The organism is Vibrio sp. zbq_1 (assembly GCF_043102935.1).
Classification (GTDB): Bacteria; Pseudomonadota; Gammaproteobacteria; order Enterobacterales; family Vibrionaceae; genus Vibrio; species Vibrio parahaemolyticus.
In genome coordinates, this window is the sequence record NZ_JBICJH010000041.1 from 154,642 (window position 1) to 170,242 (window position 15,601).

12 protein-coding genes and 1 pseudogene are annotated in these 15,601 nt (G+C 46.9%); 7 read left to right on the forward strand and 6 right to left on the reverse strand.

Annotated features, from left to right (window positions below):
* Positions 1–32: 32 nt before the first annotated feature.
* Complete coding sequence (locus ACF8CV_RS18580; protein WP_188731963.1) at positions 33–539, reverse strand: GNAT family N-acetyltransferase; 507 nt, start codon at positions 537–539, stop codon at positions 33–35.
* Positions 530–796, reverse strand: a complete 267-nt coding sequence (locus ACF8CV_RS18585; RefSeq protein WP_392416426.1) for a DUF1778 domain-containing protein — start codon at positions 794–796, stop codon at positions 530–532. The genes ACF8CV_RS18580 and ACF8CV_RS18585 overlap by 10 nt, the downstream gene beginning before the upstream one ends.
* Positions 797–1,166: 370 nt before the next feature.
* Between ACF8CV_RS18585 and ACF8CV_RS18590 the strand changes: the two genes are divergently transcribed.
* From ACF8CV_RS18590 to traN, 7 genes are read left to right on the forward strand one after another with little or no spacing between them, the layout of a single operon-like run.
* The gene (locus ACF8CV_RS18590) at positions 1,167–1,859 is read left to right on the forward strand and encodes a DsbC family protein (RefSeq protein WP_001228924.1); all 693 of its coding nucleotides are present in this window, start codon (positions 1,167–1,169) and stop codon (positions 1,857–1,859) included.
* Positions 1,859–4,258 carry a type IV secretion system protein TraC gene (gene traC, locus ACF8CV_RS18595; RefSeq protein WP_392416429.1) on the forward strand — a complete coding sequence of 800 codons (2,400 nt, stop codon included), beginning with the start codon at positions 1,859–1,861 and terminating at the stop codon, positions 4,256–4,258. The genes ACF8CV_RS18590 and traC overlap by 1 nt, the downstream gene beginning before the upstream one ends.
* Complete coding sequence (locus ACF8CV_RS18600; RefSeq protein WP_055464771.1) at positions 4,251–4,598, forward strand: hypothetical protein; 348 nt, start codon at positions 4,251–4,253, stop codon at positions 4,596–4,598. Before traC ends, ACF8CV_RS18600 begins: the two co-directional genes overlap by 8 nt.
* Positions 4,582–5,094: a S26 family signal peptidase gene (locus ACF8CV_RS18605; protein ID WP_392416433.1), complete on the forward strand. Its 513-nt coding sequence runs from the start codon at positions 4,582–4,584 to the stop codon at positions 5,092–5,094. The genes ACF8CV_RS18600 and ACF8CV_RS18605 overlap by 17 nt, the downstream gene beginning before the upstream one ends.
* A 10-nt stretch (positions 5,095–5,104) precedes the next feature.
* Positions 5,105–6,229, forward strand: coding sequence for a TrbC family F-type conjugative pilus assembly protein (locus ACF8CV_RS18610; RefSeq protein ID WP_392416552.1), 1,125 nt, complete (start codon positions 5,105–5,107; stop codon positions 6,227–6,229).
* Entirely contained in the window at positions 6,213–7,241 is a 1,029-nt protein-coding gene (locus tag ACF8CV_RS18615) for a TraU family protein (protein WP_392416434.1), read from the forward strand. Before ACF8CV_RS18610 ends, ACF8CV_RS18615 begins: the two co-directional genes overlap by 17 nt.
* Positions 7,242–7,243: 2 nt before the next feature.
* The gene (traN, locus tag ACF8CV_RS18620; protein WP_392416436.1) at positions 7,244–10,936 is read left to right on the forward strand and encodes a conjugal transfer protein TraN; all 3,693 of its coding nucleotides are present in this window, start codon (positions 7,244–7,246) and stop codon (positions 10,934–10,936) included.
* Positions 10,937–11,027: 91 nt separating this feature from the next.
* On the opposite strand, the gene ACF8CV_RS18625 is transcribed toward traN, so the two are convergent.
* The 4 genes and pseudogenes from ACF8CV_RS18625 to ACF8CV_RS18640 form a co-directional block, all read right to left on the reverse strand.
* On the reverse strand, positions 11,028–12,593 hold the full coding sequence (locus ACF8CV_RS18625) for an ATPase (RefSeq protein ID WP_392416555.1): 1,566 nt from the start codon (positions 12,591–12,593) through the stop codon (positions 11,028–11,030).
* A 144-nt stretch (positions 12,594–12,737) separates the two neighbouring features.
* Positions 12,738–13,694, reverse strand: a pseudogene (locus tag ACF8CV_RS18630) (AAA family ATPase); the annotation flags it as partial.
* A 167-nt stretch (positions 13,695–13,861) separates the two neighbouring features.
* Positions 13,862–14,545 (reverse strand): endonuclease, encoded by a 684-nt coding sequence (locus tag ACF8CV_RS18635; RefSeq protein WP_392416438.1) that lies wholly within the window; start codon positions 14,543–14,545, stop codon positions 13,862–13,864.
* A gap of 100 nt (positions 14,546–14,645) precedes the next feature.
* Entirely contained in the window at positions 14,646–15,248 is a 603-nt protein-coding gene (locus tag ACF8CV_RS18640; protein WP_025574392.1) for a hypothetical protein, read from the reverse strand.
* Between the last annotated feature and the right edge of the window lie 353 nt (positions 15,249–15,601).

Genomic DNA, 15,601 nt, shown 5'->3' on the forward strand with positions numbered 1-15,601 from the left:
ACGGCTTCTCTTGTGCAAGGGGAGCCGTCATCTCAGTCTATCGACAATGATTTTTCGATATCGCAGATCCTTGCCATGAGTACTAAAGGATCAAACGTCGATTCTTTGAAGCCAAATTTCTTGTAGAACGTTTGCGCAGTGTCATCAATAGCATGAACTAAAATTCCTGCTCCACCGACAGCGTTCATTGCTTGTACTGAGCGAATGATACAATCTTTTAAAAGACCGGCTGCAATGCCTTGACCTTGATGGGCTTTATCTACTCCAAGCCTGGCTAGAATCACCATGGGAATGGGATCTGGACTATTTCTTCTTAATGAACTGAAGGCTTGCTCTCTGGAAACTGATCCCATGGCAATGGCATAGTACCCAATCACTTGATGTACTTCCGTGTCATTGACCACATACACTCTCGCGGTTCCCCGCTTTTGACTCTTTAACGCCTGCTTTCTTAACCAAGTATCGAGTTCTTCGATGCCACATTGAAAGGCGTTAATCTCGTGATCAGCAGTGAGTAGGGTTGGTGCACTTATTCCCAAGGCGCTTTCCTTTTAAACAGATCTTTCATACCTTCAAGAGTCTGTGGCTCCACACGAAGTTCGTTATCAAACGCTTCAAAAGCCTTTGCTTCTAGAACAAAATCCCGCTGTTCTGCCAGTATACTATGCGCTTCATTGAGCGCTGCTTGTTGAATGAACACGGTTCTATCAACTTTTTTTAAACTTGCTGCGGCATCGATGATGTCTCTTACCGATGGTAGTACTCGCATGTTGATTGGGGCTGTCTTTGTAGCCATGGCACCATCCTCCGTATATCTACTTAATACACAGTTTAAACGGTTTTTTTCGTGTAGTCAATAGATACACGCGGTGTTGTTCTTGGAACTTTGAGAGTTGGTTAGTTGTATTTCGACGGTACGTAACTCTTTTTGGTTTAAACCATTGTGAAATTTAACACCTAGAGTATGAAAAAATAGACTTAAGTAAACCAGAGGTCTAGCAGGGAGGAACCTGTCAACTTTCAGAATGATAGCTATACCGTTACCAATAGTGCGTCACAACAAGTGGCACCCTAGCAAGGCATCCAATTCTTCAATCTATCTAACCGAGTCCACATAGGACAACTGCATAGACTGGAGCCTCGATTTACATTAACGAGGACTCCTCATGCGAAAACTATCTCCAATTATTCTGGCGCTTGCGCTGTCTCCTTTGGTTCAAGCTGAACCTGTGTCTGAAGTGTCGCCCGTTGGCAAAATTGACGGCATGGTTTCTTTACCTGTCACGGGTATGAAAGCGGTCGAAAGCAATGGCCGTATTGTTTTCATGTCAGACAGTGGCCGGTTCGTCATTGATGGCACGCTCTATGACGCCTGGTCGAAAAAGCCGCTTACCAGCCTTGAAGAAATTCGTGAAGCGGGTAACACGCTGGACTTAAGTCGCCTTGGCTTAAAAATGGATGATTTGAACCCACTGACGCTGGGCGAAGGCAAAAAGAAAGTGGTGGTCTTTGTTGACCCACGATGCCCGCACTGCCATGAGCTTTTGAAACAAGCTTTACCGCTAACCAAAGAATACACCTTCCAAATACTCCCTGTGCCAGTGCTTGGTCCTGATTCAGAGCGTCAGGTTCGCCAGCTTGGCTGTGCGCGAGACAAGAAAGCGGCCACCGATGCATTGCTCAATGGCCGGATTGGTAACCTAGAACAGGATGATGCCTGCAACTTGGAGCCAATGCAGCGTACTTTGGTGACGGCTCAAATCCTGGGCATTCAAGGTGTGCCTTTCATCGTCGCCAATGATGGTCGCATCAGCCGAGGCCGTCCTTATGATCTTTCTGCTTGGTTGGAGGGGCGTTAATGAAAGCCTCTCTGTATTCAGGGCAACGCGCTTCAGAGCTGTTGCCAGTCTTGGCCTATTCAGACGATGAGCAACTGTTTTTCATGGAAGACCAAAGTGTTGGCTTTGGTTTTCTATGTGACCCATTGCCCGGTGGTGATGAGTCTGTTGCAGACAGGGTTAATGTTCTTCTCAACAACGACTGGCCAAAAGACACTTTGCTGCAATTTGGCCTGTACGCCTCGCCTGATATTCAAACCGACCTTCAACGCATGATGGGCTTACGGCATCGTCAATCCGATCCATTGCTTAGGGCGTCGATACGCAAACGTGCGGATTTCCTCGATGGGGGCACGGTTCAACCGATAGAAGAATCGACCCAGACTCAGGTACGCAACTTTCAACTGATCGTCACCTGCAAATTGCCTTTGGAAAGTCCTATACCGACCGAGCGTGAGTTAAGTCGAGCATCAGCGCTTCGTGCTTCTTTCTCGCAGGCGCTGGCAACGGTTGGTTTTCGCGTTACTGAGATGACTGACCGGAACTGGCTCGCGGCATTAAGTTCGCAGCTTAACTGGGGAAAAGATGCTTCCTGGCGTAATCCATCACCAATCCGCAGTGAGGCAGATAAGCCACTTCGAGAGCAAGTGTTGGATTATGACCGGGCTATCAAAGTGGATAGTCAAGGTCTGATGCTGGGTGATTACCGAGTTAAAACCTTATCGTTTAAGCGCTTGCCTGAGCGGATCTGGTTTGGTCATGCCGCAAGTTTTGCGGGCGATATGATGACGGGCAGTCGCGGTTTACGCGGCAGCTTTTTGCTAAATGTCACCATTCACTTTCCCTCAGCTGAGGCGATGCGATCTCGTTTAGAGACGAAGCGTCAATGGGCGGTCAATCAGGCCTATGGCCCGATGCTCAAGTTTGTGCCGGTGCTTGCAGCCAAGAAAAAGGGGTTTGATGTTCTTTTTGAAGCTTTGCAAGAAGGTGATCGTCCTATTCGGGCAAATATGACCTTAACGCTGTTTTCACCAACGGAAGAGGCGTCCATCAGCTCTGTTTCAAATGCTCGAACTTACTTTAAAGAACTCGGATTTGAGCTGATGGAAGACAAGTACTTCTGTTTGCCCATTTTCCTGAATGCCTTGCCATTTGGTGCTGACCGACAGGCGATGAACGACTTGTTTCGATTCAAGACTATGGCGACACGGCATGTGATCCCTCTGTTGCCTTTGTTTGCGGATTGGAAAGGCACGGGTACGCCAGTGATTAACTTTGTTTCCCGTAATGGCCAGATCATGAGTGTATCCCTTTATGACTCGGGCAGTAATTACAACTGTTGCATAGCGGCGCAATCGGGATCGGGCAAGTCTTTCCTGGTGAACGAAATCATCTCTTCCTACTTATCAGAAGGCGGGCAATGCTGGGTGATTGATGTTGGCCGCTCTTATGAAAAGCTGTGTGAAGTCTATGACGGTGAGTTCTTACAGTTCGGGCGGGACAGTGGCATTTGCTTAAATCCGTTTGAAATTGTTGAGGACTATGACGAAGAAGCGGATGTACTGGTTGGGTTATTGGCCGCAATGGCCGCACCTACGCAGTCATTAACCGATTTTCAGATGGCCAACCTAAAGCGTCAGACCCGTGAACTGTGGGAGAAAAAAGGTCGTGCCATGTTGGTTGATGATGTGGCAGAGGCCTTGAAAAATCACGAAGACCGACGTGTGCAAGACGTGGGTGAGCAGCTCTATCCGTTTACGACACAGGGCGAATATGGCCGTTTCTTTAATGGTCACAACAATATTCGCTTCAAAAACCGTTTCACCGTTCTGGAGTTGGAAGAGCTCAAGGGGCGTAAGCATCTACAACAAGTAGTGTTGCTTCAGCTTATCTACCAAATCCAACAGGAGATGTACTTAGGTGAGCGGGATCGTCGCAAGATTGTGTTTATTGACGAAGCCTGGGATCTGCTGACTCAAGGTGATGTCGGTAAGTTCATCGAGACGGGTTACCGTCGATTTCGAAAATATGGTGGCAGTGCTGTAACGGTAACGCAATCGGTCAACGATTTGTATGACAGCCCTACAGGTAAAGCCATCGCTGAAAACTCGGCCAATATGTACCTGCTTGGCCAAAAAGCTGAAACCATCAACGCACTCAAAAAAGAAGGTCGCTTGCCACTAGGTGAAGGCGGCTATGAATACCTGAAAACGGTTCATACCGTCACTGGTGTCTATTCCGAAATTTTCTTTATTACCGAGATGGGCACCGGGATTGGCCGCCTCATCGTCGATCCGTTTCACAAGCTGTTGTACTCGTCCCGTGCAGAAGATGTAAACGCGATTAAGCAGTTAACGCGCAAAGGCCTTTCTGTTGCTGATGCCATTTCCGAGCTGTTAAAGGAGCGAGGCTATGAATAAGTTCACGCTTTGGCCATTTATGGCCTCTATTACTTTGTCTGTTGCTGGTAGCGGTTTAATGACCAGCTGGCTCTTAATGAAAACACTCGAACCCATCCACAGCCAGTTGGCGTTAAGTACGCCCATTGCAGTCGTGGATTTTGGGGAGGCGGTGTTGTCACTGGGCCCCAATGCCAGCGAACAAGACATCGAATCCAGGTTGCTTCAGACCAATCAGCAAATTGAAAAGCTAAAAGCAGCCGGTTTTATCGTGCTGGATGCCCAAGCGGTGGTGGGTGCTGATGATTCCATATTTGTGCCAGTTGGCTCAAAGGAGGTGTCTCATGCAGATACTCCGTAAAAGAATACCTTGGCGGCCATATCTCATTCGGTTGACCGTTCTTGCGTTAGTCATGGCCTTGGTAGGCACCTACGCCATGATGCGCTACCGAATAGGTATTGATACCCAGCAAGAGCGCTGCCTGCCTGATACCACGGTGTATCTGATTGACCTATGGAATAAAGAGCCCGTTAAGGATGGTTTGTATGCCTTCCACTCAAAAGGACTCGCTCCGTTATATAACGACGGTACTCGTATGCTGAAACGCCTAACAGGGATGCCTGGGGATGAAGTCAATGTGACTCCTGAGCATGTGCTGGTGAATGGTGCTCAAGTCTCTACCGGCATGGCATTAGCCCAGCGTCTTGGTGTCGCGGAATCACAATTTAGCCGCTCATTGACGCTGCAAGAAAACGAATATTGGTTTTCCGGCGAGGCTGCAACAAGTTTCGACTCCCGCTATTGGAATGCCGTTAAGCGCGAGCAGATTGTCGGTCGCGCTTGGCCGCTTTGGTAGGAGGTGGATGATGAGAAGACTATACCTCTTATTTTTGTTGGTTGCTCCATTGGCTTGGGTTCAAGTGTCCTGGGCACAAGAGCCTTATCCGTTGTCTGACGAGGACAAAAAGATCGTCGAAATGAGCCGCAGCATTTTACAAAGTGCTGTGGATGGCTCATCTGGATTTATTGAGCCTTTTGCACCGGTTGAACAACCTGTGTCGCTCAAACACAGCGATGAATGGTTGATATTTGCGTCGTCTTCATTGGGTGATTCGTCACTGAAGCAGCTATTTAAAGAGGCCAGTGCTACCGGCGCTATTGTGTTGTTTCGGGGAATTCCTGAAGGAAAGACCTTGGGGGCGGCTATCCGTGATTGGCATACCCTGATGGCGGGACTTGATCCTGTTCCTCAGGTTCGAATCGATCCGAAAGCCTTTGTGCACTGGCGGGTGACTAGCGTGCCTGCCATTTTCCGCATAGAAGATGACAAGGTGACTGCAAGTGCACTAGGGGTTTACAGCAAGGACTGGTTGCAGCGCCAAATTGAAACTGGCAATAGCGGTTCATTGGGTCAACGCGGTCCAATTCATTCGATTTTAGAACCGGATTTGATGCAGGTGGCGATGCAGCGTTTACAGTCGCTTGACCTCGGCGCGTTAAAGAAAAAAGCCATTGAGCGTTTCTGGTCTCGCCAAACATTTACTGACTTACCCAAAGCAACGCAGTATCGGATAAGAATGGTTGATCCAACCATCGTCATACAGCGGCCACTATTGGATGCCAATGGCCGAACATTGATCCCAGCAGGAACGCGTATTAACCCGCTAAAAGCCTTGCCATTTACTCAGCAGCTCGTGGTCTTTAATGCGTCGAACGCTGAAGAAGTGGACGCAGTAGCGCATTGGCTTGAGACGCAAGATAGGACACTGCGCCGCATTACTCTTATCACCACGCAGCTCGACCGTGCCCAAGGCTGGAATCGCCTCAATGCGCTCGAAAAGACATTGGACAGTCCGGTTTACCTTCTCAATGCCTCGCTAAAGCAGCGCTTTGATTTGCAAGTCACCCCATCGTTTGTTCAAGCAAAGGGGCTCGCGTTTGAAATAGAAGAAATTCCAGCAAAGGAGCTTGTTCATGCAAAAGCTCAATAATTCGTATCGTCTGGTGCGGACTCTCGTTGTCATGCTTGTCCTGGGCGCATCTATTCCTGCAAAAGCCGAACTGACCTGCCCAGACGCGGGTTTATTGTCGGGCAAGTTGCTGACGGATGTTTGCTGGTCATGCATTTTTCCTATCCGGGTTGCAGGTCTTCCGCTTGGCTCAGGCAGTGTCCCAAGCGGCGCATCAAACAAGTCATTTTGCTTATGTGAAGACAACTTAGGCGTGCCAAGGCCAGGTATTGTTACCAGCATGTGGGAGCCAGCGCGTCTGATTGAATTGGTCAGAACGCCGGGTTGTTCGCCTTCCCTGGGAGGGATTCGTTTACCGTTAGGTGATAGGAGACTGCAAGGTGGTCATGGCGAAGGTGAATACGACACCGGTGATCTCGCTTTCTACCATTACCATTATTACGCCTTTCCGCTTTTGGTTATGCTCGATTTGTTCATGGATGGCAATTGCAATGCCGATGGTTACATGGACTTTGACTTGATGTATTTGTCGGAATTGGACCCAACATGGCTGAACGATGAACTGGCCTTTTTTACTCAGCCTGAAGCGGCTGCCGTTGCCAATCCATTGGCTATATCTGCTTGTACCGCTGACGCTGCTTCATCAACGCTTGGTAAACCCGTCGACCAGTTGTTTTGGTGTGCTGGCAGTTGGGGCCATCTCTATCCCTTATCTGGCCATACCTTAGCCTTTGGCTCATTAGCAGAAAACACCAGCCATTTAGCAGCGCGAGCAATCGCGGCTCAACACAGGCGTGGTCTTGCAAGGCGAACAATGGGGAACAGTGCGTTATGCCGACCTGTTATCGAACCCATGCTGCCGAAATCCCAATACAAGATGAGTATGTTCTTCCCTGTACCGGAAACTGAAAGTGCGCATGTCATCGGTGAAAGCACCATGAAATGGGGAGAGTGGCGAACGATCCCCGGTGCCGGTGAAGATGCGCTCTATATTCTGTGGCGCTGGCAAGACTGCTGTAACTCGGGAGGTTAACTATGAAACCAACATTTTTTACCCGAGTGTTAGCGGGTATTTTATCTATCACTATGGCGTGCTTGCCCTTACATGGTGTGGCCGCTGATGTGCAGCGCCAATCCGGTCTAAGCGGACAACAGGAAGGTAAGCAATTGCTGCAAAACTGGACGATGCCCGCACTCAATGGCAATACATTGTCGGTGCCGAATGGCAGTGGTAATGAGACGATTAACTTGCAAGAGCTTTTCCCTGGTATGGATCAGGGCTCATTGGATGTCTTAACGGGCGTTTATGGCTCTGATGCCAGTATGAATCAATTGGGGACGCAGCGCCAAGAGAGCATGACATCCGAAAGTGGCGCTACGGGTGAAGCGTTTCGCTCGCTACAGCAAATCAAAGACAGGTCGCGGCCAGATATGGTCAATGATCCGCTGTGGGCATTAACTGATGCGGTTCAAACTGACCCCAATCTATTAACCCAAAGCTTCCCAGGCTGTGAGTCTCAAGGTGAAGGCAACCCAAACTACCAGCAATGCGACAGGCTCAATACAGCGGTTAACAGTTGCACTATTACTCACGATTACACGGCAGGCATTATTGAGCATGTTTCTGGACCGATGAACCTTCGCTCTTGTGGTAAGGGGTGTCTTGAAGTTTGGATAGGACGAATTGGCGACAACTACTGGAGTGGTCGTTGTAAAGTGTTCGAACAGGCCATCACACTCAAAGTCGTGAACCCCGATGCGATTACCTCAGCCGTTCTTGAGTACGCCAAATGGGATGACTACATGCAAGTGTGGCTTGGCGATCAGAAAGTCTGGTCTGGGCCGAACAATAACTTTCCACCAGAAACGGCAGGTCGCTGCGAGCTTAGTACCAGTTGGGAACGCAATCCTAATACTGACCTCACCGCCAAGCTAAAAGCGGTAGAGCCCGGTTTAGAAGTGCCAGTCAAAATTCGCGTATCGGTTACGGGTAGTGGTGAGGGGTATGCGCGCATCAAGGTGCGCTTTGATCCAACCAAGGTGGTGATGAATGATAGTTGGTCGCCGCAATCCTGTATCGAACAAGCAGCGGATATCCCGACGAAGTTTTCAGACTACAGCATTCAATGCACGGATCAGCCTTCTTCAACCAACGGATGTACGGTGGTCAATGGTGTTTCAGTTTGTGAATCCTACTTTGCCCCAAGCCCTGTGACTGGCATATCGCCTTTGTGTCGGCGTGTACAAGTGAGTGTGGATGACGAAAGCTATAAGGGGATTGAAAATCAGGCCTGCCAAGTGCTTGAAGCAAATCCTTCCTGTGGCTTCATGTCTTCAGAATGTGCCGAAACCAATGATAAAGGTGAATGCATGCGTTTTACCGATACCTATGACTGTGGATTGCAAACCAGCGATCCAAAGTGTGTGGTATCCAACCTTATGCCAAGTAGTTTTGAGGCCTGTGAGCCTACTCAGACGATTACGCCATTTACGGAAACCAAGCATGTACCGGATTACCAGGTGTGCGAAAAGATCAGCACGCTTACTCAGTGTCAGTTAGAGCGACGTGTATCCGCCGAAACACATCAACAAAGCTTGTACATTGAGCGCGGTTGCTTTAGCTCTGAAACGCTCAGCTTTGTTCCACAGCACAGCAGTACTATGCAAACTGGAAACGCGACACTGAGAGTTTTTGATAATCAAAATACTGAGATAAAAATCACCGAGTCGCCGTCAAAGGCAAATGGTTGGAAAACGACACTCTCACTGACGGGCAATAAAGAAGCGGTCACAGAGACGAAACCGTCCATTAAGTACCCTGAAATGACCTGTCCAAAAGGAACCTTGGTTGGCTCATTGTGCAAGGTCGTTAATGGGTCGATTATTTCGTGGCATGAACCTCAGGAAGTCACTCGTTCCAGATGCGAATCCGGCTGGAACAAAGTCGATTTCGACACTTGCAGCCGAGAAGTTCAGAAGTGTTTGTTTCCTGCGAAACTGAGCGCTTCATTGACCTTCTCTGGCAAGTACTTAGAGCAAGACATTGTTCATCAATCAAGTGATCCGGGCATAGAGCAATGCTTGATGCAAACGGATCAGTTTACTGCGGTGCAGTGGCAGTGTTTGGATACGGGCACAAAACGAATCGACGGGTTAACGGTTGGTAGTGGCGAGTTGGCCAATCTTGGAAGTCTTTATCCGGCGGTTGTTTCGTCTCCTGCTCATTTAACCAGTCGCGGCAGTTCTGATGGACAGGGACTCTCATGCTGGAGGGCAAGAGCGACCTACAATGCTTCGACTGCTCATCCTGAGTTCAACATGGGCAGCTCAGATAGCTGGGTAGATGCCAATGGTAATACTCAAACTATCGTCAATAACGGACAAAACACGACCACCAATACGTGTGCCGCGCTAGAGCAAAACCCGGCTTGCCAATATGTCAGAACCGAATGCACTGAAGGCGGGGCTGGTCATGAAGGCTTCTGCTATATCCAAAGTTTGGTGTATGACTGCGGACAAAGCGTAGAAGTGCAAAATGCACGAATGGAAACTCAATACAACTGTGAGGGGCCAGTTCGCTGTATGGGCACAGATTGTTTAGAGCCAGAGTCAATCAAGCAGGCTAACTTTGCAGAGGCCGCTGCGATGCTCAATGCTGCGCAGTTTATGACCAATGATATGTCATGTACGGGAGCTGATGGCCAAGATAACGTCGAGTGTACGGTCTTTAAAGGTAATGCTGGCCAGTGCAAAAAAGCCGTTGGTGGCATAGTGGATTGCTGTGAAAAGCCAAGTGGCGTGTCGTTATCGGATTACATCACGATGATAGTGGCGGTTAACAAGCTTGATACGGCAGTCATGGCCATGAATCCGTCTTCGGCAATCTATGGTTCGTGGAATACCCTTAGAGAGCCAATCACGAGCACTTGGAGTGCGGTTAAAGAGCCTTTTGTGTCTGCATGGGACTCTCTCATTGGGGCCGGGCCATCAACGGCTGCTGGCGCTGGAGCGGAGCAAGCTGCGACTGGCTTCATGCAGGTGTTGACCAACAAAACGGCTGAATGGGTAGGTACGACCTTTGGTTCGGGGGCGCAATCGGCACTGTTTAGCAACGTTGGTGGCGCGGTTGGAGCCGATGGTGTCGTTTCGGGTGGTAACTTTGCACTGGGAGGAGCTGCGGGCGCGGTTCTGAGTACGGTTATGACGGCCTACATGATTTACTCAGTCACCATGATCCTCATTCAGCTTATCTGGAAATGTGAGCAGAGTGAGTTTGAAATGAACGCCAAGCGGGTATTGAAGAGTTGCCACTACATTGGCTCTTACTGCAAGTCTAAGTTCTTAGGTGCCTGTGTTGAAAAACGGCAGTCATATTGCTGCTTTACTTCGCCACTTTCACGGATCATTCAAGAACAAGTGCGTCCGCAATTAGGCCTTGGTTGGGGCAGTGCCAAGTCACCAAACTGTGAAGGTTTGACTGCGAGTCAGTTAAACCAGGTAGATTGGAGCCAAGTCAATCTCGATGAATGGATAGGTATCTTATCGATCACGGGCAACCTACCTGAAATACCTTCACTGGATCTTGAGAGACTCACTGGCTCAGGAAGTACGCTAAACGTTGATGGAAACCGTCAAAGTGCCGCAGACAGAGCCATTGAACGGCTAAACGGAATGGATACCCAGAAACTTCGCCAGGAGGCGACGGAAGAAATTTCGGGTAATAATTAAAAGAAATTGCTCAACTAGCCCGGCGTTAGCTGGGCTAGTTGTATTAGCGTTTCCACCAGTTTGCCAGAAAAGCTTTATTTTTATCTGCAACCTAGTGGCCAAGCAGCGCTTTATCAAGAGCGTCCAAAGATGAAACTATTGTTTCAACAGTCCCATGTTCAAACTCATCTCTATCGGTTTCATCGTGTGTTCCCTTATTCAAATACAGCCAATGAGGATCTTGCCCGTTGACCCCAAGAAGTAAGTCAAATGCTTCTACAATTTGTAACTTGTTAGGAATGTCTGCTTTAGAACGACTAATCTTAGCCTTTAAATTTTCAGTAAGAGCCCTTAAGTCGTGAGGCAAGTTTGGAGCTCTCTTGGAAACGCTTATCATATCATCGCGTTTATCACAGTACTTACTGTAATGATGCCAAGCTTTTTCACTTAAGTACTCTAAGGCACGTCGTGAGGAGGCTAATGCATTACGATATTCTGCACTTTCAAAATGAGTAGTTGCAGCAAGCACATAATTAGGTGGGCAAGAGAAAGATGCGACCTGAATGTGTGATTCCCCACGTTGTGGTAAAAATTTGTATGTTGCCGACTCTCTGGCTGCCTTTCTTCCAATATCTTGATGAATATTTTTGAGGAATTCTTCACCATGACAGGCCAAAATGATCTGCTTCTCTTTGAAAAATTCATCCTTGTATAGAGTTTCTCGGATTGCTTTACGGTGCTCATCATCAATCGCATTAACAGGATCATCAAAGATGAGAAGCGGGCTGTTAGTTTTCAAGTTTTTAGCCAGCAGGATAGATAGGCCAATACAGCGAATATGGCCTTCACTCAGCACGTGTAAAGCATCAAAGAACTTTGTTGGCTCAGACTGATAAGCAATTTCAATACGTTCGCCTGAAACTAACGGTAACTTTATTCCAGCTAGTTGATCTTTAGGTGCATCATAACGATTAAAGGCATTGTATAACTGCACAACAAGTTCACCTAAATCAGCAACAAGTTTACTGGGTAGCTGATCTTTATAATCAAAGAGCATATCGACGAATTTTTTGTAGCTGACTGCTATTTGTTTATTCGTTTCTACAACTGCTTTCTCTGCTTCAGCTTCAGTAATTAGTTCTTTGTTTTCTTCATCGAAGGTATTGATCGCTTTTTGCGCTTTCTTTATCGCATCTTCATAAGTAGTTCTCTGGGCTTGTAACTTTGTTGCCTGATCTTTAAATTCACGAAGTTTTTTAAGCTTTTCCTGTTTAAGCTTTCTATCCTCATTTGCTTGTTTGACTTCAACATCGCGCTGTTCAAGATTTTTAACTTGTTCAGCTAAGAGTGCCCACGGTGATAGCACTTCTTCACCTTCTTGAGTCAGAGCCTCCCACCAGGACCAATCTAATTTAATACTGTCGTCAACAATGTGAGCAAGAAGAGGATTTTCACCGTCTCCATTATATTTTACACAAGCAGAAACTATGGTATGAACCGACTGAATTGCTCTAGAAAATTCAGCTTTTGCCTGCGCCTGTTCCGTCTCTAATTTCGCTAAGTAGCCGAGTTTCTCTAATTCGGATGTGGCTAACACAAAGGGGTTCTGTGTGACCTGCTCTAGAGGCGTTTTACAAGCTGGGCACTGGTTTTCACTGGTACCTCTTAAGTCAAGCACAGCGCCATATAGTTGCTTAAATGATAGACTTTCGCTTGCTTTGGCAATTTCAGTAGACTTTTCAATCAAGTTTTGATTTGCTGTCTCAAGGTTTCCTTTACATTCATCTAACTTTTTAACAGACAGGTTAGTTATGTCTTGCTGCTTTTTCTGCAACTCTGCATCTAAGACTTGAATTTCACCTGGCTTTTCCTCGCTTCCCAAAGTCACGAGCATTTGCTGAAAATCAATTTTAGGGTCAAGTGTTTTTGCCAGATCTTGCTCATGAACAGTCGTTACTTTTAGATTTTCTTGATTGTCTTTTATCGTCTGATGATGAACTGCAAGTTGCTGTTGTTTTTCTTTTAGCTGAAGTCCTTTTTTTCCAACTAAATCGATATGGCGTTCATCAAGCTCACGGCTAAAATCTTTGACGAAGATGTTAAAGCTTTCCAGACCGAACAAGCTTGAAATCAACTCTGTTTGCTTGGCAGGTGATTGTGCCGCAATGCGAGAAAAGCTATCAATACGGTTCTTCTCAACAAAACAGAAACGATATCGAGACTCATCTGGTGAAACAACAACTGTTTCGTCTTTACTGTTCACTCCCTCAATGGCAGGAGCGATATAGCGATTAACATGAGCATTTTTTAAGTATTGCGCGGGAGTAAATCGTTTGCTTTGAGCTTCTTCTACAGCCCCCAGCAAACCAAATTCTAGCGCCTCACAAAAACTTGATTTGCCAGCACCATTTGGGCCATAAATTAGCACAAGAAGATTATTGAGGTTTAATGTCTCTTCTTTAGCAAATCCGCGAAATGGACCAACGCTAATTGATTTAAGCAGCTTAATGGTATTTTCGCTGCTGCTATCCTCAGTAGCAGCTTCCGCGATCACATCAGATAGTTTATCCCAATTGCCTGAAGTAAAATCTACAATCTTCTTTGCGCGTCGGCTTTGTGCTGTACCTAAAGGCTCCAACGTATCTAAATGGTCAAGAACGAGGTTAGCGATTTTTCGTATTCCTATCGCTACATCATCACCGGTTAACGTTTGCATAAATCGTATGAGTTCATTCTTAATCAATATTAATTCCCTTATTTTTTTGACGGTTCCACTCATTCATGAGCATTGATAGCCGCCGTTCCTCTCAAAGTCGCCATAGATACTTTGCTAATTACAAACCTTTTCTGGGCGAGACTCAATACATCTTAATTGTCTAAAAAATCTGGTGACAATTTACAATTACGTGGTCTGAATAAAAACTTGAGTTAGGTTGTGGATACATGCTAGCAGCTGCCTGATACATAGCAATTAGACTTACCTTGAATGACTTCAATCTTCAAATCACGTACTTTTTCCCATTCATCAACTGGGTCCATTTTTGCCCAAGCTTCAAATAGCTGAGTTTGTTGTCTGCTTAGTCTTAGGTCGTATTGATCTCGCATGTAGAAATAAATTCTAGCAATATCACCCTGTCGGTTAGCTGGTGGTTCTGCTCGGCGGTCTTTGAAATCAACTTCGAAATCACATTGACCATAGGCTCTTGGTTCGTTCGGAATCATGCCAAATCGAAAATTTGATCTATCCCCGTTGAGCTCTCCTACTGATGGTACGAGGTTATGGAGATCCGACACCATTTTAGAAAACTCAGGATCATTCTTTTCACAGTTCCGACGTCCACCGTTTTGCCAGCATTGGCGTTGATGGCCAATTTCCCATGCTGAGACAACATGCTCCCACTCTAAGCGTTCACCTCGTTTCGGTTGCTTCCTTGGTTCATATCCGCAAGATGTAGCATCAATCGCACCATCATTGCTATAGCTACATCCACAGTAAAACGTACTTTGGTTGTCTTGGTAAATTTCTCGGGCAAATCGTTTTGCCTGACTGAACGATGTTGGGTGTTCTGCAAATGCAGGTAGTGCGAACAACGCTATCAAGAAAGTAACGAGAAAATTAGTTCTATTCATGTAAATTGGCCAAAAATGACAGTTAAATTCATTTTAATGATTTTGATAGAAAATACAGCAAGATGAAGAGCCCCTTCGAGAGGGGCTGGTTGATGGGAGCCTAGTTGGCGGGGGTATCTGTTTCCTCTTCAGTGATATCGTCATCGGTTGAAGGCACCGCTTGCTCAACTTCTGCTTCTTTACCCTTAGCTTGGGCAGATTTTCGTGCTCGAATTTCTATATCAATAATGCGTCGAGCCAGTTTGATGATGCGCTGTTGCCATGCGTAGTTACCATCAACACGTTGCTTGTTGCTAAGCACGCTAGATAACCAGAGTGTGTCCATTGAGATCATCAACGCATCGAGTTTGCGCACTAAGCCAACAAACTGGCCAACTTGGGGCGAGCTTATTTTGGCGTTGAAGGTAATTGGGTCGGTGTAGTCAGGTACTTCATCGATGCCGTTGGACTCCATCAGTTTGTCCAAACGAGCTTGTTCGTTGTCTACCGCTTTAGCGCAATCCTCGATCAACTGGCTAATGATCTGTTCCACTTCATCAATTTCGTTCTCATCGCCAATGATGCGCAGGATCACATCGATTCCGTAAAGCGCACTGACCGTCCGTCTAAAAACACGGTCAACGACACGTTGTGCCTGTAAGCTGTTAATTGTGAATGATTGTTCAAAGATGGGTTTTGAGTAATTGGGTTTTGCTTGGGCCATAAGTTTGCTCCTGATATGACAATAATCAGTCCCTAGCCTAATCCTCTGTGAAGTAATGGCCTTTCAGCTAGATGGAAGAATTGAGCATCTTTCTAACTATCCTGTCTGGATAAGACGGTTACACTGACTATCAAATATTGCTGATCTGTTTCAGTGATATCTGCGCCTGAGAGCATGAGCTCAAAGGAAGCCCGCCGCTGAGTTTTCTCAGTGGTACTAAGAGGTAGCTAGCCTCCTTAAACAAATAGCCTGCATGTTTTTACATGCTCAACCATGCGTTCCTTGCGGTTCGCCTTTTCACCACCCAACTGGGGGAGTTCTCCCCAGTTGGGGGGGACTCCTTCACAACCAAA

Coding starts and splice junctions, on each gene's coding strand:
- ACF8CV_RS18610 (WP_392416552.1), top strand. CDS start 5,105: ATGAGAAGACTATACCTCTTATTTTTGTTGGTTGCTCCATTGGCTTGG.
- traN (WP_392416436.1), top strand. CDS start 7,244: ATGAAACCAACATTTTTTACCCGAGTGTTAGCGGGTATTTTATCTATC.
- ACF8CV_RS18590 (WP_001228924.1), top strand. CDS start 1,167: ATGCGAAAACTATCTCCAATTATTCTGGCGCTTGCGCTGTCTCCTTTG.
- ACF8CV_RS18635 (WP_392416438.1), bottom strand. CDS start 14,545: ATGAATAGAACTAATTTTCTCGTTACTTTCTTGATAGCGTTGTTCGCA.
- ACF8CV_RS18605 (WP_392416433.1), top strand. CDS start 4,582: ATGCAGATACTCCGTAAAAGAATACCTTGGCGGCCATATCTCATTCGG.
- ACF8CV_RS18585 (WP_392416426.1), bottom strand. CDS start 796: ATGGCTACAAAGACAGCCCCAATCAACATGCGAGTACTACCATCGGTA.
- ACF8CV_RS18640 (WP_025574392.1), bottom strand. CDS start 15,248: ATGGCCCAAGCAAAACCCAATTACTCAAAACCCATCTTTGAACAATCA.
- ACF8CV_RS18600 (WP_055464771.1), top strand. CDS start 4,251: ATGAATAAGTTCACGCTTTGGCCATTTATGGCCTCTATTACTTTGTCT.
- traC (WP_392416429.1), top strand. CDS start 1,859: ATGAAAGCCTCTCTGTATTCAGGGCAACGCGCTTCAGAGCTGTTGCCA.
- ACF8CV_RS18615 (WP_392416434.1), top strand. CDS start 6,213: ATGCAAAAGCTCAATAATTCGTATCGTCTGGTGCGGACTCTCGTTGTC.